The organism is Pseudomonas parafulva, from assembly GCF_000800255.1.
GTDB lineage: Bacteria > Pseudomonadota > Gammaproteobacteria > Pseudomonadales > Pseudomonadaceae > Aquipseudomonas > Aquipseudomonas boreofloridensis.
In genome coordinates this window covers 1,828,911-1,851,103 of the sequence record NZ_CP009747.1, presented here as the reverse complement: position 1 = coordinate 1,851,103, position 22,193 = coordinate 1,828,911, and the positions used below count along the sequence as shown (strand labels likewise).

Sequence of the window (22,193 nt, the reverse complement as noted above, 5' to 3'; positions counted from 1 at the left end):
GAATACCTGCCGTTTCTAGAGGCGCCCGGGGAGGGTCATCGCGTCAGTTGATGTGCCATTTGGCAATGATCGAATCCAGCGTGCCATCTGCCTTGATGGCATCGATACCGCGGTTGACCTGCTCCAGCAGTTGCTCATCGCCTTTGCGCACGATCAAGCACACCTCGCCTTTGAGGCTCGGCTGATAACTGTCGACCAGGCGAACGTTCTTCAGCACGCCTTGGGAGGCCTGATACGTGAGAATGGGTTTGTCGGCGAAGGCCGCCTTGATGCGTCCGAGTGCCAGGTCACGCAACAGGTCGGAAATCGAGTCGTAACCCCGGACTTCCTTGTAGAGGCCGCGACGCTTGAGTTCGTCGATGAACACCGTGCCGACTTGAGCCCCAACCACTTCGTCCTTGAAATCATCCATGCTGGTGTAGCGCGTCGTGTCATCAGCGCGTACGACCAATGCTTCACCGTATTCATAGACGGGCTTGGAGTACTGGACGACCTTTTCCCGTTCTGGGGTCTTGAGCATCGCCGCGGAAATGATGTCGATCTTCTTGGCTGTCAGGGAGGGGATCAGTGCCGAGAAGTTGGTTTGCAAGACACTGACGTCGAAACCACCCGCCTTGGCGACGGCCTGTGCCGAGTCGATCATCATGCCTTGGATCGTGTTGGTCTTCACATCGAGGAACGTGAACGGGACGCCTGTTGCTGTTGCACCCACTTTATACGCGTCGGCGCTGTGGGCATTGCTTGCAAGAACAGTGGCCGCGACGGCCATGGCGCAACTGAAAGCACGAAGGGATGAACGCATGGACTGAACTCCTGACTGAATGATTTTTATCGTTATTGGTGGAAAGGGGCCTCGGGATCAGGGCAGGGGCCTTGGTCGCACTATAAGCGATTTACAAAAATCGTAAAGAGATTTATAAGTATCGAATATCGATATTCAAAGGGTGAAAAATAATGAGTGAAGACGAAAATATTCTTTTCAATCACTCGCTTGGAAAAGGGCTCGCTGTGCTGAAGGCGTTCAACGCCCGGCGCCGGACGATGAATCTGAGTGAGGTTGCCCAGGCGGCCGGTATCAACAAGAGTTCGGCCCAGCGCATGATCCACACCCTCGAAGCGCTCGGTTACGTGAGAAAGAACGCCGTCACCAAGCGATTCCAGCTCACTGCCGAGATCATGGAGATCGGCTACAACTACCTCGCCTCCAACACCCTGGTGGATGTGGCCAATCCCTTCCTCGCAGAGTTGGCCCAGGTCACCGGTGAAACCACCAACCTCACGGAGCCGGTCGGGCAGGACATGATCTACGTGGCGCGCTTCGTGGGCCCAAAGTTCATTCCTATCCATCTGCCGCTGGGCAGCCGCATCCCGATGTACTGCACGGCCTCGGGCAGGGCTTACCTGAGTGCGCTCGACCAGGCGCAGATGCTCGAGCGCCTCGAGGGCTGCGAGCTTGTCCAGCACACCCACCAGACCTTGACCACCCTTGAGCAGATCTTCGAGCGGATCGAGCAAGCCCGCAGAAATGGTTTCGCCACCAACTGTGAGGAGCTGTTCCTCGGAGACATGGCGCTGGCGGCGCCAGTGCGCAACAGCGACGGTATTCCGGTGGCAGCCGTGCACGTGGTAGCGCCCACCAGCCGCTGGACGGTGGAGGACGCCGAGCGGCGCCTGGCACCGGCCGTGCTGGAGTGCGCGCGCGCGATCACCACGTCGATTCGAGCGTTGCAGCTTTGAGCAGGCATCGAAATTTTCGATTTGTGTTCGCTGCCGATGATTTTCGACGGCGATACCGGGGGCAAGGCCGAGCATTGAGGTCCTCGAGTTCGCCCGACTGTTCCGCCGCCAGTGCCCGCGAATACCGCTGATTTGTGTGCCCACCAGCTACGCGCACTTGAGCTTCGACCAACTGGAGGAGGCTGGCCTCAACGCGGTGATCTACGCCAACCACATGCTGCGCAGTGCCTACATGGCCATGCGTGATGTGGCGGCAGGGATTCTCGAACATGGGCGGACGCTGGAAGTGGAACCGCGGTGCCTGGGGATCGACGAGATTCTTGATTGGGTGCCGGGGACGCGTTAGGTCGTGTGGGCGTAGTGATGTTGCAGGAAGTGGGGAAGGGCGACGCCCCCTATACGAGGGCGTCGCAGCCTGCACTGACGCCCGTTACTCGCGGAACAGCCGCTCGTGAATCCAGCCATTGTTCGTCAATACGAAGGCGCGCTTTTCGCGGATGGGTTTTTCCTGGCTGGCAACCATGCGTTTGACGTCGCTATTGACGTCCATCAACGCCGGGGTGGAGGCCCACTTGGGCAGATCGTCGACCTTGTAGGTGTAGGTCACCTCAGAAATCCTGTGGCCCATCATGTCCCCAGGCTCGCTGAACTGCTCAATCTTGTCGACCTTTGCGCGGCCGATGCACAGGCCCGGGATGACGGTGCCATCAGGCTTCGTACGCGCGTCATCTTTGAGGTACTTGCGGCCTTCGTCAGTGAGTTCGTACCGATATTTGATTTCGGTACGGGCTTTCTGAAAGATGTTTTCGGGATAGTCTTTGCGAGACGTCTCCACGGCTGTCAGCACGCCGACCTCGGCCAAGGCATTCAAGGTCTTGTTAGTGCCGTAGACGTCGAACTCCAGGGTGTTCATCGGGAACGTCGATGTGACCAGGCACTCTGGGTAGGCCTTGTCCAGCCAGGCCTGCGCGGCTTTTTCGAAGTTTTCTTCGGAGGCTTTCTTGGGGTCCGAGCAGCCGACGAGTGCGGTGGTGAGGATGGCTAAAGGGAGCAGCATGGTGCGCATTGCGGAGCGTCCTTGTCAGTTGGGGTGGACCGGCATCCTGCCAGTGACTGGAATACCGGATGCGGGGTTGGAGAGATTTGCGTTGTGATGGTTCCGTGGGGACGGGAAAGATCTGGGTCTAGGCACAGTTGAGCGGGAACTTGTTTACTTCGTGCCGCCGCGCTTGGTTGACGCTGGTAGATAACTAAACTAAATAGTCACAGATAAGATCATCTACTATACTAAGATAGTCAATGGCCAGCAAGGATAGGGCCTGGAGCCGCTACGGGAAGTTAGTACATGTACCAAGGCAATGTACTATACACCCACTAATTTGCTTGTCAGATCATTCGATTTCCTTCAGGATTTTACTGATCGCAGGTACATACCCATGCTTGTAGATCTCACCAGAATCCCCTTTCACCTGGCCAGCCGTGGTCACCATCCAGCCTTGGCTGTTGAAGAAATCATTTGATATAGCTGCCCTGAGAGCTGTGATCTCCATCTCACTCAGAACCCCTTTCAATGAGGGCAGCAACTGAACTGACTCGCTCTCTTGGAGTATCTCGACCACATTCGGACGGCGGTCGACAACGATGCCCGTTTGGCATTTCAGAAGGTTAAGTTCAGCCAAATAGCGACGGCGCTCGGCCAAGACCTGAGTAAACACCGCTCGCAGAGCTGGATCGTCAATACGTCTAAGCAGCTCGTTGTCGCTTGGTAGTTCCCGACCCTTGGGCTTCGCAGGCAGTTTCCTATCTGTGCCCACGCTCGCAGCCCAGGCCTCAATCAGTTGGCGGAAACGGAAACCTCCACTATTGCGGATCGTTGAGGCAGATGGCCCTCCAGCCTCAACGGAAAGCCTGGCAATCGTGGCAATTGAGAAGTTGCGACTCCCCGTTTTCTCATGAGCCTTTAGGACGCCATGCAGCACCGATAGGGACCTAGCTTGCTGTTTAGTAGCTTGGCCTACCAGCTCTTCAAAGATGAGTTGTGGATCGATCACGTATGGCTTCCCGGACTTGTTTTGAGGTAGTTGCGATTAGATCGGATAGCTTTGCTACCGGCTGCTTTGTATGGCGCTCTAGTGACTCCATGGCGGCTGGTAAAAGCATTAGTCCTTCTCCGGCCTCGAGCAGGCTAGAAACTTCTCGGAATCCCTCCAGTTGATTGCTAGGAGACAGCGTCAACGCCATAGACCTCATCATCGCGTTCCCAACGATAAGCTGAAGGCGGTCATCCATTCCCATCAAAATGGGTGCGTAGCCACCTCGCATCAGCAGATGATTCAGAGCGCGGGAGCGCTTCTCGATGGCAGGTGTGGCCCTCAGCTCATCCGTCAAATCTGCGTAGATTTCAGCATCCTCGCAAAGCTGAGAGATCTGCCACAGCTCACTACTAGTTTCAATGAATGAGATGGGCCGTTGGATATCCTCCAGAGACCCCACAGCTACCAACTTCGTGGCAGAATCAGCTGTATCGCGACCCTCTTCGATTGCGACGATCTTGCTGATGATCTGGAAGCAGGAAACCAAGTCCTTCGCATACTCATCAGCTTCCTTGATCTGCTTCTCATAGCGCCTTTCAGCTTGTTGCAGCTCCGTGTGCAGAAGGAATGGGCGTTTTTCCTGCTCTGCGAAATACCTTTGGTTCAGCAGCTCGTCCCGTTCTTGCTCGATCCCAACGGCAAGGGATGAGACGAGAGAGGCTCGATAGCTCAGCACGTTGAGATGAGCCACAAGTGCTGGTAGATAGCGTGCATCCGTGATGAACCATCGGCAGCGGGAACAGTTCTCTAGGCCGTGTGGAACTGGGCCATAGACGGGGCCCTTACTGTTATGAGTGATAATCTCACCACCGTTCCAGCAACCGCCTATATTGCTCATTTCATCAGATCGAGTGCTGTTGCCGCCTACGAGACACAAGCCTATGTGACGCTGCTCCCAGCCAATGGCGTTGCGATTAGCCAACGCAATTTCTATTGCGCTGCCATCAATGAACGCCGTGCTAGAGTAGATCTGACGCATCTCAGCGTCTCGAAGGAAGATCTTCAGGGTTTCATCTTGGGCAGCACTGATACGCCCACTTGCAACGTCCATCACCTCGGACACCATCGCGGGGGTCGGCTTGGTGTAATGCAAAGTCATGATGATTCTAGAGTGACCTGCAATCAGCTTGGATAGCACCTGAATCGGAACCCGACCTTCCATGGCATAGCACGTCAGAAGCGAAACACGGAGGCTATGGAGTGGATAATCCGTTTTGGTAGGCAGCACGTTCTTGGGACCGGGAGGCTTTACAAACCGCAATCTAGAGCCGTCTGAGAGTGTGTGGCCCCGGGCAGCAACTCGATCCTCTAGCGTGGAGAGCAATCGATACCATAGGTTGGGCAGTGTGTAGCCTCCCATAGGCTTGTGACGCTCCCCTGAAGGCGCTGTGGGATCGCGGAAAAGGAAGCAGATCGATCCCATGTCTTTCCTCTGCTCTAGAGATTTGACACTGCCAAAGTGCTTCTCGGCCAGCTCGGCGCAAGGCGTAGGACCGATTATGGGATTGTATTTCTCTTGCCAGTTCCTCAGGCGTTCCAGCCAGTACAGAACATCTTCGTTCTGCCATGGAATCGTGTAGCCGCGCTCGCGAGACTCCTTGTTCTGATCTGCCGTTTTGTTTGTACTGATGTAGAGGCCTGTCATGACTTCGCCGATATCTTGGTGGTGAACTCGGCAGAAGACCCCTCGTTTCCAAGGGTTACCCTCACGACCTAGGCAGAATTCATGGCGATTGTTCAGAATCCACTCTCCAGATTCGTACCGCCATGTATCTGCTTCACCAGAGTCCAAGAAACGTACCTGATAGGTGCGAAGTGGCAAATGAAGCTTTACGTACAGCGCTATTGACCTGATGGGCGACCACATTTCGTAGCCATCATTTCTATAGCGCCATACGCAGTCCGGGTCATCAGCATCGATGGCTGACTGATCGACCGGAAACCAATCTCCAAAATCAGAGCGCCGTTGGCCGGACTGTGATTGGGCCCATTCCCAGTTGCGGAATGTCCCCCTGAGCTGTGGGCACAGAATTTCGCGAAGTTCCCGAATGTATGCGTAGGGCAAGGGGTTGTGCACAGTCTCGGTGATTACCGTCTTTTCCTTGCGCTTGGCGAACGGATTCTTGACCAGGGCTATAGATACGCCAGAGTCATTCGGCTCGCTGTAGCTCTGGGTGATGATCCAACTAAACAGATCCACGATCCAGTTCTGGTTTTTTACAGCAGTCGCGGCATTCATGGACACTTCCATAAGCGGCCTTAACTCAGGCAGCAGACCCTTATCTGCGACCTGGAAGAATACGTCTGGACTGGCCCCACCTGGCACCGCCGGTATGTAATTGGTCATGAACCAATTAATTGCGTTGATCTTCACACCAATCGAACCGGTCTGAGTCGATATCCAGCCGGATAAGAGCTGGCGCCAGCAATCCCAAGCTTCGCCACGCTCTTGTACGAGCCAGTCAAAATTCATGTCCGAAGAACGGCCATTTCGCGAGCCGCGGCGTAATGTGCGAGTCAATGTTTTTTGGCTCCATAACGAATTTCTGGCGAATCTAAATTCTCTAGGGGTTCAGGCAGCACTTCGAGCCAATCGTTGAATGGCGAAATGATCTTGCCACTGACGGCCAGTTCATCGAGCCTATCCCCAGCGGCAGTAAGCGTGGTGGAAACCTCTGCAATGCCTGGTGCGGTATATCTCTTCTGCGATTCCAGGGAGGAGTGATGCATAGCCTTGCGGATAATCTGCGGGGGAATCTCTGCCTTCCTCAACCGCCGACCAAAAGCGTGCCTGTGGCCATGGGTGGAACGACCCTCAGACTTTGAAATGGTTTTTCCAATGCGCGCCAGAGCTCGCTTGTAATTGCCGTTCAGGGCTTGAAGAGTATACGGCTGGCCAGCGACGGAATTTTCATAGGAAACGAAGGCGTATGGATGGTGCCGCTCTACAGTGGTCAGATAACGTATATGCACCCTCCAAAGCTTCATAAAAAGCACGCTAAAGCGTGGAGGGAACCAGTGAAGCTGTATGTAGTTATCCGCGTGGTCCACCAACCTGGTCTTCCACCCGACACGTTTCGTGCCTTGGCGAAGGCTCCTAGGCATTAACCCATATTGTTCCCTTAAGTAGGCTGCGCGTGTTGTAGTGCCTTTGCGACCTCTCCAGTTGTTTGGCGCCCTGCCTTCTTCCGGATGGTAGACACGAACCATAGCACCGCCCTCGATCAGTGGGTGATCTTCCACATCCGTTATCCAAAGGTGCTGTGCGTCGCTCTCGCGCAAGCCCGCCCCATGCATCATTATCAGTATCAGTTGGTCTCGAACTGCACATCTAGGATCAGCAGCTCCACCAAAACCATGCATATACATCGCTTGGAAAAGCTTCTCGGGGAACGCTATTACGTCGCTATCAGCTTTGCTGAGCACACGCCGGCCTCGAATATTCCGTGCCTGCTCAACACTCTCCGAAATCGCCTTGCTTTTGATGTGCCCCAGAAAGTCATGACTGTTGCGGCGATGCCAAGCAGCATAGTTAAGACGCTGATCATAAGTACTGGCAGTCACTAAGGGATTCATGGTCGGAGCGTCGTACAGATCTGCCAGGTAGTCAGTGAAGCCTCTGAGGATTGAGACATGACGGTTAGATGTCTGGCGACTGGCCGGAATCCAGCCCAAACCTGATGGATCTAGCCCGTCAGCTCCAATAGTCCCGGTATACAGGCGTGACGCGAAGGTCTGGAAGAGGACACGAGGGGCGGAGAAGTGGTGCTGGCTGGCCTCCATGTACTCCAGCAGCAGCTTAGTGGCCTGAGTGACCGAACGCTGCCAGCTGGGACTGAGGTGGTGGTTGTCCAGGAGGTAATCAACCAACGAGGAGACCACACCATGCTCAGTAATCAAGACAGGGATCTCGCTCTGGATTCCCGTGTCGTCGACCACTACCTTAGCTATAACCTGAACCACCGGCATGCAGTCCACCATCTACAAATGGAAAGATGGTAACGATAATAGTAGAGAAGGACGTGCTGGGCTTCAGAAGTGCGTAGTGGGCAAGTTGCCGTGTCGAATCAAGGCTGATCGATTGCTCATCGCAGCCATTGCAGGCGAGCGCGGTCCGCGGCTATGGCGGCATCGGCTGCGAGGCGCAGGGCTAAACTGCCAATCAAGGCCTGTACTCTATCGTCTGACAAACTGAGGAAGTTGCAGCAGTTGCTGCAGGTTGCACAGGACGGTTGCTCCTAAAGCCGGTGCTACCCAGCTGCGACTTCACCGCATCGACACACGAGCTATAGCCGTGAGCGAGTAGAGTGTCGCGTGCACGTTGCACCAAAGCCTTTGATGATACCCACGCGGGACAAGTGCCCGGTTGATCGCCGTGAGGTGGCGTCCGCTGCCAGCCAGTTAGGCAATCGCCTGGTGCGCGGCATTGGGCTGGTCTTGCAGCACCTGTTGGCGCCGCCACAGATACTAATACCAGAGCAGCGCTGGATTCTCGCGAAAGGCCTTCCGTTTCCAGGTGCTGCGAATCGTGGCGGGCCCAAAGGCCGGTCAACTGATTGGAACGACGGGATGCCGCTTTCAGCGGAGATACCTCCGGCGGTGAACACCACGATATGGCGCGGCCGCCACAAGGCGGTCGCGGCCTTTGCGAGTCTGTCTATTAAAAGCTGGTCTCCTCGGCTGTGGCCTTGATCACCCTGGAGCCGGGCCGCCACGCCTGTTCACAACCGTGATAGCTGGGCGGGTCTGAAGATATCTGCCAGCCACCGTCGCGGAATCAGTCGTGACGGCTGACCAAACCCAATTCGTCTTCGCCAGGACGGGCGTCATCCTCGAAAAAATGGATGGTCCGCCGCTCTTGTCGGAGGTAGGCGAGGGTCGTAAAAAGCAGTGCTCGCACAAGTGCACTTCATAACGCTCACCGTCGTGTGCCGTCCTAGAGCCCCACTGCGCCTCTAGCCTGCCGTATTGCAAGCTGCCGGTCGCCAGCCGGGTGGATTCGCTGCAGACATCACAGCGGACATCGGTGACCGCTTCGCTTTCCACGCGTTCGAGGATTTTCATGATTCCTGTCTCGCTCCCCATCGCCTTCTAAGCGTAGAGCGCAGGAGCGTCCTCAATCGGCCGTCTGTCGCGTATGGCGGGTGCATAGCGGGCAGCGGGTTTGGCGCAGAACGCGAATTGCTTTGGCTCCACTCAGAAAGCGGACGCCCAGCGCGTGTGTCGAAAGTTTCCCAGCAGTGACCTTCCGTGCCTACTGCCCGTGTTCGACGCCGGGCACGCGGCTGGGTCGGACAGTGACGGCCGTGCCGTGGATGAGTTTTCCAGCCTGGGTCCCACCCTCAAAGCGCGTGTCGGCAAGACAGAAGTGCGCCACGGTACGCTGTTGCCGACCCTCCCCGTAGTGATTCACAACGATGGAAGGCTATTGCCTCAAACCTATGAAGCCGGGCAGATCAGCTGCAAGGAAGTGCAAGGGCTAACAATTACTGCAGGCAAGCTCACTCAGGCGAAAGGGCGAAACTCCACCGATAACCAAGGGCTGGCGATATTAGGTGCGAACAACGCGAACATCGGGCGCTTCGTGAACAGCTTCGTGTTTGCCGGTGCCGATTATGCCGTCTCGAAAAATCTGACAGCACAGTATTACTACGCGAAATTAGAAGATTTCTAAGTACAACACTTCATCGGACTCACCTATACTCACCCGCTCCCCGAGGGTTCGTTGAAAACGGATCTACGCGCGTTCATCAGTGGCTCGACAGGAAAGAATGCGAGCCAGAGCGGGCGTGCAGAGGGCTACCGCAGCAGTGGCTATGACAACGACGGAGAAGTCGATAACCGCGCTTGGAGTGCCGCGTTCACCTACTCGCTCGCCGGGCATGGCTTGTCCTCCATGTGAGGTAGGACAAGGATGGTCAACCCAATCCAGAGGCGCTAAACGACCCAAAGCAGCCCTCCATGGATTTCTGCTGTCGGCCAAGAGCAGAAGTCGTATCACCGGACGAGAATCAAACACGGAGTTGATGTAATGAGCGACTACTGCATCTATTTAGATGGCCCCAGTGCAGATCTGAGCAAAGAGCACATCATCCCGATGTCGCTCGGGGGGCTCGACGGCTTCTGCATTCAGGCAGATAGGCAGTTCAATAATGCCGTGGGATCAAAAGTCGATGGCGCTGTGGCCAATGACTTTTTGATGCTTTTTAACCGGGACAAGGCGAATGCCAAAGGTCATTCGGGAGCCCAGCCGCAGCCAGTAGCCCGCCGAGCGACACTGATTGACGGCTCCCCCGTACAAATAACTTTTTCAAAAAGCGGCTTACAGATTTACGACGTAAAGCAACGTAAATATTTGGAAAAAGGGGAGCGCCGAGGAGGTCAGGTAAAAATCGATGGCCTGAGGCTGGATCTAAACGCAGACATCAAATTTGTAGCAAAGGTAGCTCTGGCCGCGGGTTTCTATGCATATGGAGATCTGTTTCGAAAAGGCGTCATGCACTCAGAAGCCCGCAAGATAGTAAACGCTAGTTCTCTGGCTGATATTCGGCCAGATGTCAGGCTTTACACCCGCTTCCAAAGCGAGCAAGAGCTACACGATCCAAGCAATTTACAAATGTTCAGAATTATTGTGCAGCAAAGCAGTTGCTCATGTGTGCTCATTATGCCTGGCAAGGACTGCTTTGGAGTAGTGGTCGGTGTACTTGGCGAGTTTATGGGAATGATTAACATGCCAGCTGATACCGCCGGATTTCCAAATGAAGGCGACTATGACCTTGGGCACTGCATATTTTTGCAGAATGGGAAGGTGAAGCGCATGTCGTTTCGCCGCGTGATAACGACTTTGACGGAGTACTTGGAAGGAATAAACGACAGCGTTATGACAGGGCAAGAGTTCCAGACTCCGGAGTAGTTTCTGAGGCAGGAACCGCTTAATGGCGCTGGGCCACTGAGGAATATTGGAGGTCGTATGCTTCAGATTGCCACTGGCAAGCTCTTCAGTCTCCCCGTAGGGAGAGAAAATTTGTTACGCGGCATGCTTTATACCAACGCCAATCTCGCGCCTGAGGTTGTAGTAGAAACGGCAGCAGGAAAGCTGGTGCCATCTTCAATAAGTTCGATTCAGCCGACTGTAGTCGTCTATGAGATGCAGGAAAGGATAGAGGCAGAGGAGGAGGGGCCAGGAGTACTCGTGTCCTGTGGCGCTGAACCCTACCTAAGCGATTTTGCAGTTGTGGCTTCATTTGCGCTGAATTGCGTATGTTCACCAGATATCGATCTCGCTCGGCGCCTGACCAGTGGAAAAAAGGGCCTAGCAACTCGTGCATCTCCGCATCAATTTGTTAGCCGCTTCTTCGAGCCAGAGCTTTGGTGTAAGCCTGAGGAAGTGGCTTTCTTCCAAGAGTTTGTTGGCCAGCTAATCGCTTTGCCGCGTCAGACCTATCGCGGTGTAATGAGAGCGATCCGGACGTACATAAACGGTATGCATCGGATCGCGGATGACCTGGAGTTGGCGTACACGCTGCTGGTGGCATCGGTAGAGTCGCTAGCGCAGGATTTTGATGGTCATGAAAGCGATTGGGCCTCCTACGACCAGCGCAAGCGGCAAGCAGTTGACGAAGCTTTGACAGGTGCGGACCAAGCGTTGGGACAAAGGGTTCGGGATGCGCTGATAAAAGTGGAGCATACGGCGTTGGCACGTCGCTTCCGCGAGTTCGCGATTGCTTATACACCGCCCGAATATTTTCGCGACGTAACGTTAGTCCCAGGCCAGGCGCTCTCTAGCACCGACATTGCCGAGGCCTTGTCCATGGCCTATCAGGCCCGCTCTAAATATGTACATCAGCTCATGCTACTACCTAGCGTAGTTGTGCTTGGTCATGGCTATGGTGAAACAGTGCTTCACGAACGCAAGGCTTATCTAACCCTCCAAGGGTTATCCCGATTGATGCGTAACGTGATTATTAAATTCGTAGCTAGTCAGCCATCCCTAGATCGAGAGCCATACCCTGGTTACTACTTGGAGAGGACCAAAATCGTTCAACTGCGAATGGCCCCTCAGTATTGGGTGAGTAATGAGGAAGGAGACTTACTGGCTGCTGGGCGAAGCAAGCTCGAGGGCTTTTTAGAGCAATTGGTTTCTTGCCAGTTGGGTGAGGAGGGTGCGGTGCTTACAGACTTGCGCCCGGTCTTGAGTGCGGTAGCTCATGATGTGTTGGGCGCTAAGAGAGACCCGCGTTTACCGTACCTGGCGCTCTATACACTATTTAACATGGTGGTCCCTGTAGAGCAGAAGGCGCCTGTATCTGAGAAGATGGAAAAGCTGATCCATCAAGACCTATCGCAGCCTTCACCGGAAGCTCTCCTAGTACACACGGTCGCAGGTAAGGCTCCTGGATGGACCTTGGAGGTACACGATCAAACCATTAAGACTTATTTCAAACGACGTGGCTCTCCTAGTGGAATACGTTTCCCACGATTTTATGAAGCAGCGATTTCACTGGATTTAGCAGAGCGGTACCGGATGGCGAACGATATGGTGAACTGCCGTCGGCTGGTAGCGCTCGCAGTGGAGAGTCATCCTGGGCATCAGCGCTTACTTGAGTTGGAAGCCGGTATCGTCCCGGACACACCAATCCATGGTGCTGATGTTCTGCTGCCTTGCTCGGAACCCGGCACCGTTGACTGATCAAAGCCACAACGAGTCTATGGGCTAAAAGTTGTCATTGCCGATACGGCTGCTTTTGGCCGATTTCGGCCCTTTGCGAAGGGCCGCTGTGGGTCGGTAGCGGTCAATCGCGACTGGCTGCTGTCGACCCACTGCTGCCTCTCGTGCGGGTAGCAATAGTGGATTCCTGTCATCTAGCTATGATCTAGGTCCCACATGATACAGTTCACGCGGAAAATTATTTTTGGAGTCAAGGAATGCTCAACGCGTTGCCATCTTCCATAGCCACTGAGATCGAACGGGTAGAGCGTGCGATTAGGGACTGGCCAGTGTCCGTCCCCATTGACCACGTTATTCGTTGGGTACTGCAATTTGACCGAGACGATTACGGCTTGGCTATCCGCATTCTCGAAAACATTGATGTGCTGGCCCAACGAGACGTCCGTGCTGCATTTCAAGTTGCTCAGGCCAAGCTGGAGCGAGCAGCTATCGAAAAAGGCACACCGATCAAAAAATCAAACACGCTCTATGCGGGTGTTGGTCAGGCGTCAAAAAGTGGTGCCGTGATGGCCTACCATTATAGGTTAGCAGCTCAGATTTCTGAGGCTGACTTCTTCACGCAGGATGAGGAGGATGATATCGACTTCAGTAGAATTGATAACATCGTTTTGCTAGATGATGTCATTGGAACTGGACAGTCGATAGCAACTGACATTGCACATGTAATCGAGGAAGTACACAGCTTGTCAAGATCACGGAACGTATATGTTCTTACGGTTGCCGGTTACGTAGAGGGAATCTCTAGAGTGATCGAGGAGACGGGGGCCTCGGTGATTTCTGCCCTTGAATACTCGATAAAAGACACAGTGACTGATCTCGATGGCATTTTTTACAACGGACTTCCCATGTCGGAGCGTGCCAGAACCTTGGATCGTATCAAACGTTACTGTCGAATTGCCGCGCGGTCAGACTTGGGTTACGGCAGTATTGGTGGTCTGCTGGTTTTTGATCACAACACTCCAAATACATCCTTACCTGTGATCTGGGCTAGGGGCAATGGCTGGACGCCACTATTTGCGCGCGCTGGTCGAATCCAAGGCACGGCAAAGGTTTTGAAGGAGGCTAAAGCTGAGCGTGAGGCAGAAGCAGCGTTAGAGCCTAACGTAACAGAGCACCCGCCTAAGAAAAAGGCGATCGACCTCACCCTTTTTGTTGAAGGAAAATTCGACGAGCGCTTTGTAGACGTAATGCGTGGAAGTTTTGGTCTAGTGCAGCGGTTAGGGGTTTCAGATGTGAGTGCTGTAGCGTTGGGCGGGCTCGCGCAATCTGTCCGCCTTTTCGAGCTTCTTCGCGACTCACGCAAATATGCTGTGTTCGTTCTCGACGGAGACTCGCACTCCAAGCGTATGGCCAGACGAATAGAACCAAGTGGTACGACTCAAATCATGTACCTTGAACCGTCATTTATCGCGATGCTTGACTTAAACAAAATTTATACTGATGCGGAGAGATTCCCCGGCCTCCCGGAGCCAAGCCCAGATCCAAGCGATGAAAAATGGTTGTTTGAAGTTGAACGGGCGGTGCTTAAGAAAGGATCAGTTTCGGCATCAAGTGAACGGATTGCCCAGATCGTGGAGGAGTACTTAGATCCAGAAAAGTATGATACCTTCATCCAGAAGCTAGCTAAGCATCTGGATCAACTTCTATCGCCAAACTAAGTTTCCTTCAATTTTAAATTAATAATCGAACAGATTTGGTGGCATCCAAGAGATGCCACCAAATCCAGCGTAGTATCTGATAGACAAAAAATCTTGCTAGGTGGATAGCGAGTATATTCGGTCGCGGTAGGGATGGCAGTTACCTGCCACCCCCTGCACAGATCCGAACGTGCGGAACTACCGCATACGGATGCTGTCTCGGGTGTGTGACGCGAAACGACCCTCAGGGTAAGGATGTGCACTCTTAGGGCTCGGTATATAGAGGTCAGCAAGGCGTCTAAAACGTGACCATTGAAGCCGATGGCGCTGACTGCGACGCCTGAGAGCTTGCCGCCAGAGACGCCACACTGCCAGACGAAAACCGCCAAGACGTATCAGGTTTCCCGGCACCGCGTGGTAATTGAAGTAACCGCTCACCACACGTTTTAGCCATTGCCCTTGAATCCGGATAAGGTCATGACGCCGGCGACTCAACTCCTCACGGATCGCAAGAAGTGTCGCACGCATACGCTTTTTGACATTCAGCCGCAGTACTTGAAAGTCACCGCGTCGGTTGACACTGCAACAGTGGGTGAAACCCAAGAAGTCAAAAGTCTCCGGTTTTCTCAAACCTCGTTTCCTGCGATTCATCACGGCAAAACGACCAAACTCAATCAGCCGTGTTTTCGAGGCGTTGAGCGATAGACCGAACCTGGCCAACAGTTCCTGCAATTGCCCCAGAAACTGCTGAGCCTGCACTTTCGTCCTGAACCCCACCACACTTCGATCGGTGACCAAATAGGCGCGGACTCCATCACCCATGGTCAGAAATGGAGCATCGCTGCTACCGGTCAAGCGCTGATATTCCTTGCCAAACGAATGGGCATTGAAGTCGATGACGCATTGGAGATGGCAGAGCAGACGGAGGTCTGACAGCGTCCAGCGACGGTCGAGGAATGACCGTCGCGATTCGACCCAAAGTTGCCCTTCGCCGAGGGGCTGAAATCGGCCCAAAGCAGACGCCCCAAAGGTGTGTACGAACCTAGGGGCGTTTCAAATGGCCGGTGTACGGCTACGCCTTAGTCTCATCTTGTAGAGATTCCGGATGGCAACATTCAGCTAGCGTCCTTCGATGGTAAAAACGAGCCACCCGTGCTAAATAGGCCATCGATAGGTGGCCTGTCGCCATCAGGTGCGAGGTGGAGCAGGGATGCAATTTGTAACGAACGGTCCGGATATCCCAGACGAGCTGCTTCAGGCCCATGAAGAGGGAAGGGTGGTTTTCTTTTGCGGAGCAGGTATCTCCTACCCAGCTGGGCTCCTGGATTTCAAAGGCTTAGTACAGCTCATTTACAAAGAGGCGCTTACCAATTTCGACAGCGCAGAGCAGAAGGCCTTCGACAACTATCAGTTCGATGCCACCCTGGATCTACTTGAGCGGCGCTTGCCGAACGGGCGGGCCGCCGTTCGAGAGGCGTTGGCACGGGCACTAACGCCCAATCTTCGGCGCAAAGGGGCAACAGACACGCACGCAGCGTTACTGAGTTTGGGGAGGAATCGGACCGGTGCGCTGCGTCTTGTCACAACAAATTTTGATCGAGTCTTCGATGCCGCAGCCCGGCGCATAAAGCAGCCCTTCAGTTCCTACTCTGCCCCGATGCTTCCTCTTCCTAAAAAAAGTCGCTGGGATGGGGTGGTTTACCTGCACGGCTTGCTGCCGAGTAAACCTACCGTGTACGAACTCAACCGACTCGTTATCACAAGCGGTGACTTCGGACTTGCGTACCTGACCGAGCGTTGGGCAGCCCGATTCGTCAGTGAGCTATTCCGCAACTACGTGGTTTGCTTCGTCGGATACAGTGTCAGTGATCCGGTTCTGCGCTACATGATGGATGCGTTGGCGGCTGACCGTATGCTGGGCGAAATCACTCCCCAAGCATGGGCATTCGGTTCCTGTAGCCCTGGGGATGAAAGCCAAAAGACTGCCGAGTGGAAGGCCAAAGGCGTAGCTCCAATTCTGTATCACACCCAACCTGGCGCTAACTCACATAGAGGGCTGCATCAGACGCTGAAAGTTTGGGCTGAGACGTACAAGGATGGGACGACTGGAAAGGAGCGGATCGTAACCACCCACGCTTTGTCCAAGCCCTCATCTAGCACTCGGCAGGATGATTTTGTCGGGCGTATGATGTGGGCACTTTCGGATAGCTCAGGGATACCGGCGCGTAGGTTTGCAGATTTCAGCCCCGCCCCGTCCTTGGAGTGGCTGTTGGACGCGTTCAGTGATCCACGTTACAGCCACTCAGATCTCGGGCGCTTTGGGATTTCTCCCCACGAGGAGCCTGACAAAAAACTCAGCTTCAGTCTGGTTCAAAGGCCAACCCCTTATCACTTGGCAGCGCCGATGACGTTCCTCGGAGGGCGTTCGGGTTACTGGGATGATGTGATGTTCCAGATAGCTCGATGGCTTGTAAGACACCTCGATGATCCGGACCTCTTGCTTTGGCTCTCTGCCCGAGGGGCATGCGCCCATGAGCGTCTTGCATTTCTCATCCAGGATAAATTGGGGCAGCTAGCCAAGCTTGAGACCCAAGGAAACATCTCTGAATTAAATGCCATCCGGAAAAGCTCCCCGAGGGCGGTGCCAGGACCTCTCATGCGCAAGCTGTGGGGGTTGTTCCTAGCTGAGCGGATCAAGTCGCCTTGGAGAGAGCTGGACCTTTACAGCTGGGCCGAGCGATTGAAACGGGATGGTTTGACTGCAAGCCTTCGACTACAACTGCGGATGCTGCTTTCACCCGTGGTTGCCATATCCAAGCCATTTCGATTGTCGGACGATGTGGAAGTCTCACCAACGAATCTGCGCCATCTAGTGAATTGGGAGTTGGTATTAAGCTCTGATCATGTGAGATCCACGCTCTCCGAATCTTCTCATGGAGAGTGGACATCTGCCTTGCCGTTGCTCCTTGAAGATTTCCAGGCATTGCTTCGTGATGCCTTGGACCTTTTGCAGGAATTAGGCAGTGCTGATTCCTCTGAGGATCGTTCATTCTGGGATCTACCTTCGGTAAGCCATCACTGGCAAAACCGCGGGTTCCGCGAATGGGTGGTCCTCATTGAGCTGCTACGTGATTCATGGTTGGCTAATTTTGGAGAGCACCCTGAATCTGCCGCGAAGATCGCGCGCGGTTGGTTTGAGATTCCGTACCCCACCTTCAAGCGTCTGGCGTTCTTTGCAGCGAGCCAGGATGGCGCTATTCCCTCAGATGAGTGGTCTGAATGGCTACTGAGAGATAATGGGTGGTGGTTGTGGTCAATTTCCACGAAGCGAGAGGTGTATCGCCTGCTTGTGTTGCAAGGGCAAAGGCTATCTCTGGCGGCTCAAGGAATGCTGGAGGCGGCGGTTTTGCTCGGGCCTCCGAGAGAAAATTTCGTAGAGGACATTACTGATGAGCACTACCAACAGCGTGTAGACTATGCGGTTTGGAGGACCTTGGCGAAGCTCCGACTGGGTGGACTTATCCTCGGTAATCGCGCTCAGCAAAGGTTTGATGAATTATCAGCGGCATACCCGCATCTGCGCTTGGCGAAAAACGAAAGCGATGAGTTTTCTCATTGGATGAGCGGGACCGGAGACCCAGATTATGAGGAGCAGCGAGTTATCAGGCTTGCACCTTATAAGCGTAAGGCGCTCGTTCAATGGCTGCGGAATCCCCCAGCCGAAAATGAATTTTTCGATCAGGACACATGGCGGGAAGTCTGTAAAAAGCATCTTCTCAACAGCCTCTATGCTCTTGTGGACCTCGCGAAGGAGGGACAGTGGCTTGCGAGGCGTTGGCGGGAGGCTCTCCAGGCATGGAGTGAGTCAAGTGTTGCTCGAAAATCGTGGCGTCACGTAGCGCCATGGATTGAAGCAATGCCGGATGAGGTTCTCTCCGATGCCATTTACGATGTCACACGCTGGCTTGATGAGGTTTCCAAGTCCAGTTTTGAAGGCCTCGCAGTATTCTTGAGGCTTTGCCGCAGAGTAATGGGGCTACCTCTTGATGCGGATACGGGCATGACCAGTAATGGCGAACCGATCAACCAGCCGGTTACCGAAGCCATCAACCATCCGATTGGCCACGTAACCCAAGCGCTGCTGCATATCTGGCAGAAATCTGAGCTTAGCGATGACGATAGACTCCCAGAAGAGATCAGTCTGTTATTCACGGAGCTATGCGACGCACGAGTGGAAAGATACCGTCATGGCAGGGTTTTACTCGCGTCCAGGCTCATCTCTCTGTTCAGAGTTGATGAGGCCTGGACAAGGGCTAATCTACTTCCGCTTTTCAGCTGGGTTAACAATCCAGTCGAAGCTAGAAGGGCGTGGGAGGGTTTCCTTTGGTCGCCGCGCCTATATCGTCCGCTTCTCTTGGCTTTCAAGGCTGATTTCCTCGATACCGCTGGCCATTACGAGGATTTAGGGGAACACGATGAACAGTTTGCTGCGATTTTCACCTATGCAGCCCTAGGTCCCCTTGAAGGATATAGCTCTGAGGAATTCCGTCTGGCTTTTGCCGCTTTTCCTTTGAAAGCTTTACAAGATTCTGCTCAATCCCTTTCGCAAGCGCTGGAGGGGGCAGGAGAGCAGCGGGAGGAGTACTGGCAGAATCGGATTTTGCCCTTCTGGCGACATGTTTGTATCCGTCCGGCAAACACACCTTCCCGACACTACCGCCGAAGGCCATGGTGTCCACCTAATTTAAGTGGACACCAGTTCTAGCCTTTTAAGCGGGTATTTCATGCAGCCAACACGTCGCACCTATTCCAAGTCTTTCAAAGCCCAAATCATTCAAGAGTGCGCCCACCCCGGCGCCTCGATTGCCAGCATCGCGCTCAGCCACAGCCTCAACGCAAACCTCGTCCACAAATGGATTCGGCTCCAAGCGCAGAAAAGCACAGCCCTGCAACCTGCATTTGTTCCATTACCTGTTTCGCTGACCAGCGCGAACTTGCACCCGGCAGCATTTAGCATCTGCGTTGAAATCCAGCATCCGCGCGCCACCATCAAAGTGAACTGGCCCACTGAACATGCGGCTACCTGCTCGACTTTTCTTCGAGACCTACTCCGATGATTCGCATCGACGCCATCTGGCTCGCCACCGAGCCTATGGACATGCGCGCGGGCACTGAAACGGCGTTGGCCAAGGTGATTGCGGTGTTCGGTGCGGCGCAGCCGCACTGTGCTTATCTGTTCGCCAACCGCCGCGCTAATCGCATGAAAGTTCTGGTGCATGATGGCTTCGGCATATGGCTGGCGGCGCGGCGACTGAACCAAGGCAAATTCCACTGGCCTGGCGTTCGCCATGGCGCTGAAATGGAGTTGGATACCCAGCAACTTCAGGCATTGGTGTTGGGTCTGCCATGGCAGCGCGCAGGTGCTGGAGGTTCGATCACACTCCTTTAACGGCTGCCATTAGCCTATCGCTCTATCGCCGCGATTGGCCTGCTCCGGCAATATCGGCGCCATGAATTTACTACCCGATCTCGATCATTTGCCCCCTGAACAATTGCGCGCCTTGGCGGGGCAGTTGATGCAGCGTGTCGCGACACTCGACCAACAAATCGAGACGATGGGTAAGACCGTTGATTTCATGGGCAAGAAGATCGGCCAAGACAAAACGCTGATCGAGAAGCTGACCTTTGAGATCGCCCAGCTCAAACGTCTGAGGTTTGCCAAGCGCAGCGAACAGATGAATCCCGAGCAGGCTAGCCTGCTCGATGATCTGATAGACACCGACATCGCTGCGATTGAAGCTGAGCTTCAGAGCTTGCAGGCCGTGATAACTCCGACCGAGAAAAAGCAAACGCCCAAGCGCAGGGCTTTGCCGGCAGAGTTTCCACGCACACTGATCCATCACGAGCCAGAAAATACCCACTGCCCATGCGGCTGCGCCCTCAAGCGCATCGGCGAGGACTTCAGCGAGAAACTGGACTACACGCCCGGTGTGTTTACCGTTGAACGTCATGTGCGTGGCAAATGGGTTTGTGACGACTGCGAAACGCTGATCCAAGCACCCGTTCCGGCGCAAGTCATTGATAAGGGCATCCCGACTTCGGGCCTGCTCGCCCACGTCATGATCGCCAAGTTTGCCGACCATCTGCCGCTTTACCGTCAGGAGTCGATCTTCGGTCGAGCTGGCCTGGCGATTCCACGCTCAACCCTGGCTCAATGGGTGGGCGTGACGGGCGTACAGTTGCAGCCACTGGTCGACGCGCTGCGTGACGTGGTACTCGGGCAGCAGGTCATTCATGCCGATGAAACACCCGTGCAGATGCTCATGCCGGGAACGAAGAAGACTCACCGTTCCTATGTATGGGCCTATGCCACCAGCCAGTTCTCGGACGTGGCAGCGATGGTGTACGACTTCAGTCTCAGCCGTGCCGGAGAGCATGCTCGCAATTTTCTGCAAGACTGGAAAGGCAAACTGGTCTGTGATGATTTTGGCGGCTACAAAGCCAGTTTCGAACTTGGCGTGACCGAAATCGGCTGCATGGCCCATGCGCGGCGTAAGTTCTTTGAACTGCACGCCACGAACAAAAGCACGCTGGCTGAGCAGGCCCTGCGTTATATCCAGTTGTTGTACGAAATCGAGAGCGAAGTCCGCGATCTTGAGCCGGATGCGCGACGCCGAATACGGCAAGAAAAAGCCATCCCTGTGATGGAAAAGCTGCATGCCTGGATGATTGCCCAGCGCGATCTTGTGCCCGAGGGCTCAGCCATCAGCAAAGCACTCGATTACAGCCTGAAACGCTGGACAGCGCTGTCGCGCTACCTCGATGACGGAGCTGTACCCATAGACAACAACTGGGCAGAGAACCAGATCCGACCATGGGCTCTTGGGCGTAAGAACTGGCTCTTTGCGGGCTCATTGCGCAGCGGTAAACGTGCGGCTGCAATTATGAGCTTGATCCAGACGGCACGGCTCAATGGACATGATCCGTATGCGTACCTAAAGGACGTGCTCACCCGCCTGCCAACACAGCGGGCGAGTGAGATTACTGAGCTACTTCCGCATAAGTGGGTTCACTCTAACAGTCCAGATTCTCTAGTGAGACATCAGCCTCTTTGGAACGTAGGCAGCTACTGACTTGCGGATTTCTTCCCTAGCCTCATCTGCGCTACCCCATCGCCCCATCTTTACCCACTTACCCGGTTCCAACGCCTTATAGTTTTCGAAGAAGTGCTGGATCTGCGCGAGGAGTAATGCAGGCAGGTCTGAGCACTCCTTAACGTCGCTGTACATAGAGCTGAGTTTTTCATGAGGCACTGCGATCACCTTGGCATCCGCTCCAGCTTCGTCCGTCATGTACATCACACCAACCGGGCGACTACGAATGACAACGCCAGGTGATACCGGGTAAGGACAAATCACTAGGACGTCGAGAGGATCGCCGTCATCGCTCAGTGTATTTGGAATGAACCCGTAGTTGGCCGGGTAGAACATCGGCGTGCTGAGGAAGCGGTCAACGAAGATCTGTCCGCTTGGCTTGTCCACCTCGTACTTGATCGGCGAGTGGTTTGCAGGGATCTCAATAACGGTGAAGAAGTCATCGGGAATCGCTTTACCAGCTGAAATGTCCGTATAGCTCATGTTCATAGCTCCGAAGTTGTAGACGGGGCTGAGCTGGAAGGCGCTTTTCCAAGTGTGCCCATCTCGATTGGCGTTTTTGTGAAAAACACCGAAATTTCCTCACAGTCCAGTCGCTTGAATAATAGCTCTGACTCCTCCTCCGTCATTGCCAAGCGAATCTCGGTAGGTTGATCAGCCAGCTCAAAAAAGTGCGATGAGTGAAGTTTTCCAGTGTGTCCAAAACCTTCGATTCCGGTGCATAGCGTGGCACCGCGCAGCCCCATTTCCTTAGCTATGTCGACGATCCATTCGCCGAGCATCTTTCCTTGATAACGACGGTTTTGTTGGGTGAAGAAAACGACCATATAGCCTTTCATTTCAA

At 54.3% G+C, this 22,193-nt stretch carries 17 protein-coding genes and 1 pseudogene; 10 read left to right on the top strand and 8 right to left on the bottom strand.

Features of this window, described 5'->3' with window-relative positions:
• Positions 1-43: 43 nt before the first annotated feature.
• Positions 44-802: an ABC transporter substrate-binding protein gene (locus NJ69_RS08155; protein WP_029614806.1), complete on the bottom strand. Its 759-nt coding sequence runs from the start codon at positions 800-802 to the stop codon at positions 44-46.
• A 152-nt stretch (positions 803-954) separates the two neighbouring features.
• Here NJ69_RS08155 and NJ69_RS08150 point away from each other — a divergent pair, with 152 nt between their 5' ends.
• On the top strand, positions 955-1,737 hold the full coding sequence (locus NJ69_RS08150) for an IclR family transcriptional regulator (protein ID WP_039577928.1): 783 nt from the start codon (positions 955-957) through the stop codon (positions 1,735-1,737).
• A 136-nt stretch (positions 1,738-1,873) separates the two neighbouring features.
• Positions 1,874-2,083, top strand: coding sequence for a hypothetical protein (locus NJ69_RS08145; RefSeq protein ID WP_052192048.1), 210 nt, complete (start codon positions 1,874-1,876; stop codon positions 2,081-2,083).
• An 84-nt stretch (positions 2,084-2,167) separates the two neighbouring features.
• On the opposite strand, the gene NJ69_RS08140 is transcribed toward NJ69_RS08145, so the two are convergent.
• From NJ69_RS08140 to gmtY, 4 genes are all read right to left on the bottom strand, one after another.
• Positions 2,168-2,803, bottom strand: a complete 636-nt coding sequence (locus tag NJ69_RS08140) for a hypothetical protein (protein WP_039577926.1) — start codon at positions 2,801-2,803, stop codon at positions 2,168-2,170.
• Between the two features lie 325 nt (positions 2,804-3,128).
• Entirely contained in the window at positions 3,129-3,788 is a 660-nt protein-coding gene (gene gmtX, locus NJ69_RS08135; protein ID WP_039577924.1) for a gamma-mobile-trio protein GmtX, read from the bottom strand.
• Positions 3,763-6,303 carry a gamma-mobile-trio integrase GmtZ gene (gmtZ, locus tag NJ69_RS08130; RefSeq protein WP_080754733.1) on the bottom strand — a complete coding sequence of 847 codons (2,541 nt, stop codon included), beginning with the start codon at positions 6,301-6,303 and terminating at the stop codon, positions 3,763-3,765. The genes gmtX and gmtZ overlap by 26 nt, the downstream gene beginning before the upstream one ends.
• 44 nt (positions 6,304-6,347) lie before the next feature.
• Entirely contained in the window at positions 6,348-7,799 is a 1,452-nt protein-coding gene (gene gmtY, locus NJ69_RS08125) for a gamma-mobile-trio recombinase GmtY (protein ID WP_039577922.1), read from the bottom strand.
• 1,249 nt (positions 7,800-9,048) lie between these two features.
• Between gmtY and NJ69_RS22190 the strand changes: the two are divergent.
• The 4 genes and pseudogenes from NJ69_RS22190 (at position 9,049) to NJ69_RS08105 (ending at position 14,216) form a co-directional block, all read left to right on the top strand.
• Positions 9,049-9,732 (top strand): annotated as a pseudogene (locus tag NJ69_RS22190) (OprD family outer membrane porin).
• Positions 9,733-9,861: 129 nt separating this feature from the next.
• Positions 9,862-10,743 (top strand): hypothetical protein, encoded by an 882-nt coding sequence (locus tag NJ69_RS22185; protein WP_052192044.1) that lies wholly within the window; start codon positions 9,862-9,864, stop codon positions 10,741-10,743.
• A 57-nt stretch (positions 10,744-10,800) separates the two neighbouring features.
• Positions 10,801-12,519, top strand: coding sequence for a hypothetical protein (locus NJ69_RS08110; RefSeq protein ID WP_039577921.1), 1,719 nt, complete (start codon positions 10,801-10,803; stop codon positions 12,517-12,519).
• A gap of 236 nt (positions 12,520-12,755) precedes the next feature.
• The gene (locus NJ69_RS08105; protein ID WP_039577918.1) at positions 12,756-14,216 is read left to right on the top strand and encodes a phosphoribosyltransferase-like protein; all 1,461 of its coding nucleotides are present in this window, start codon (positions 12,756-12,758) and stop codon (positions 14,214-14,216) included.
• 177 nt (positions 14,217-14,393) lie between these two features.
• Here the strand turns inward: NJ69_RS08105 and NJ69_RS22385 are convergent, their stop codons facing one another.
• Positions 14,394-15,050, bottom strand: a complete 657-nt coding sequence (locus tag NJ69_RS22385; RefSeq protein ID WP_245219528.1) for a maturase — start codon at positions 15,048-15,050, stop codon at positions 14,394-14,396.
• A gap of 355 nt (positions 15,051-15,405) precedes the next feature.
• Here NJ69_RS22385 and dsr1 point away from each other — a divergent pair, with 355 nt between their 5' ends.
• The 4 genes from dsr1 to tnpC all read left to right on the top strand — a co-directional run bounded on the left by dsr1 (position 15,406) and on the right by tnpC (position 21,328).
• Positions 15,406-18,960, top strand: a complete 3,555-nt coding sequence (dsr1, locus tag NJ69_RS08095) for an anti-phage defense-associated sirtuin Dsr1 (protein ID WP_245219526.1) — start codon at positions 15,406-15,408, stop codon at positions 18,958-18,960.
• 19 nt (positions 18,961-18,979) lie between these two features.
• The gene (gene tnpA / locus NJ69_RS22380) at positions 18,980-19,312 is read left to right on the top strand and encodes an IS66-like element accessory protein TnpA (protein WP_155290564.1); all 333 of its coding nucleotides are present in this window, start codon (positions 18,980-18,982) and stop codon (positions 19,310-19,312) included.
• Complete coding sequence (tnpB, locus tag NJ69_RS22880; protein WP_039577914.1) at positions 19,309-19,644, top strand: IS66 family insertion sequence element accessory protein TnpB; 336 nt, start codon at positions 19,309-19,311, stop codon at positions 19,642-19,644. Before tnpA ends, tnpB begins: the two co-directional genes overlap by 4 nt.
• A 61-nt stretch (positions 19,645-19,705) precedes the next feature.
• Positions 19,706-21,328, top strand: coding sequence for an IS66 family transposase (tnpC, locus tag NJ69_RS08085; protein WP_039577912.1), 1,623 nt, complete (start codon positions 19,706-19,708; stop codon positions 21,326-21,328).
• Here tnpC and ppa read toward each other — a convergent pair.
• Together ppa and NJ69_RS08075 are read right to left on the bottom strand one after the other, a co-directional pair.
• Entirely contained in the window at positions 21,287-21,832 is a 546-nt protein-coding gene (gene ppa / locus NJ69_RS08080; protein ID WP_028697115.1) for an inorganic diphosphatase, read from the bottom strand. The two genes, tnpC and ppa, sit on opposite strands and share 42 nt — an antisense overlap.
• A gap of 2 nt (positions 21,833-21,834) precedes the next feature.
• Complete coding sequence (locus NJ69_RS08075; protein WP_039577902.1) at positions 21,835-22,188, bottom strand: DUF190 domain-containing protein; 354 nt, start codon at positions 22,186-22,188, stop codon at positions 21,835-21,837.
• Positions 22,189-22,193: the final 5 nt, after the last annotated feature.

Bases quoted from the DNA above. Each gene is read 5' to 3' on its own strand.
- NJ69_RS08155 (WP_029614806.1), bottom strand. From the start codon at position 802: ATGCGTTCATCCCTTCGTGCTTTCAGTTGCGCCATGGCCGTCGCGGCC.
- NJ69_RS08150 (WP_039577928.1), top strand. From the start codon at position 955: ATGAGTGAAGACGAAAATATTCTTTTCAATCACTCGCTTGGAAAAGGG.
- NJ69_RS08140 (WP_039577926.1), bottom strand. From the start codon at position 2,803: ATGCGCACCATGCTGCTCCCTTTAGCCATCCTCACCACCGCACTCGTC.
- gmtZ (WP_080754733.1), bottom strand. From the start codon at position 6,303: ATGAATTTTGACTGGCTCGTACAAGAGCGTGGCGAAGCTTGGGATTGC.
- gmtY (WP_039577922.1), bottom strand. From the start codon at position 7,799: ATGCCGGTGGTTCAGGTTATAGCTAAGGTAGTGGTCGACGACACGGGA.
- NJ69_RS22185 (WP_052192044.1), top strand. From the start codon at position 9,862: ATGAGCGACTACTGCATCTATTTAGATGGCCCCAGTGCAGATCTGAGC.
- NJ69_RS08110 (WP_039577921.1), top strand. From the start codon at position 10,801: ATGCTTCAGATTGCCACTGGCAAGCTCTTCAGTCTCCCCGTAGGGAGA.
- NJ69_RS08105 (WP_039577918.1), top strand. From the start codon at position 12,756: ATGCTCAACGCGTTGCCATCTTCCATAGCCACTGAGATCGAACGGGTA.
- dsr1 (WP_245219526.1), top strand. From the start codon at position 15,406: ATGCAATTTGTAACGAACGGTCCGGATATCCCAGACGAGCTGCTTCAG.
- tnpA (WP_155290564.1), top strand. From the start codon at position 18,980: ATGCAGCCAACACGTCGCACCTATTCCAAGTCTTTCAAAGCCCAAATC.
- tnpB (WP_039577914.1), top strand. From the start codon at position 19,309: ATGATTCGCATCGACGCCATCTGGCTCGCCACCGAGCCTATGGACATG.
- tnpC (WP_039577912.1), top strand. From the start codon at position 19,706: ATGAATTTACTACCCGATCTCGATCATTTGCCCCCTGAACAATTGCGC.
- ppa (WP_028697115.1), bottom strand. From the start codon at position 21,832: ATGAGCTATACGGACATTTCAGCTGGTAAAGCGATTCCCGATGACTTC.
- NJ69_RS08075 (WP_039577902.1), bottom strand. From the start codon at position 22,188: ATGAAAGGCTATATGGTCGTTTTCTTCACCCAACAAAACCGTCGTTAT.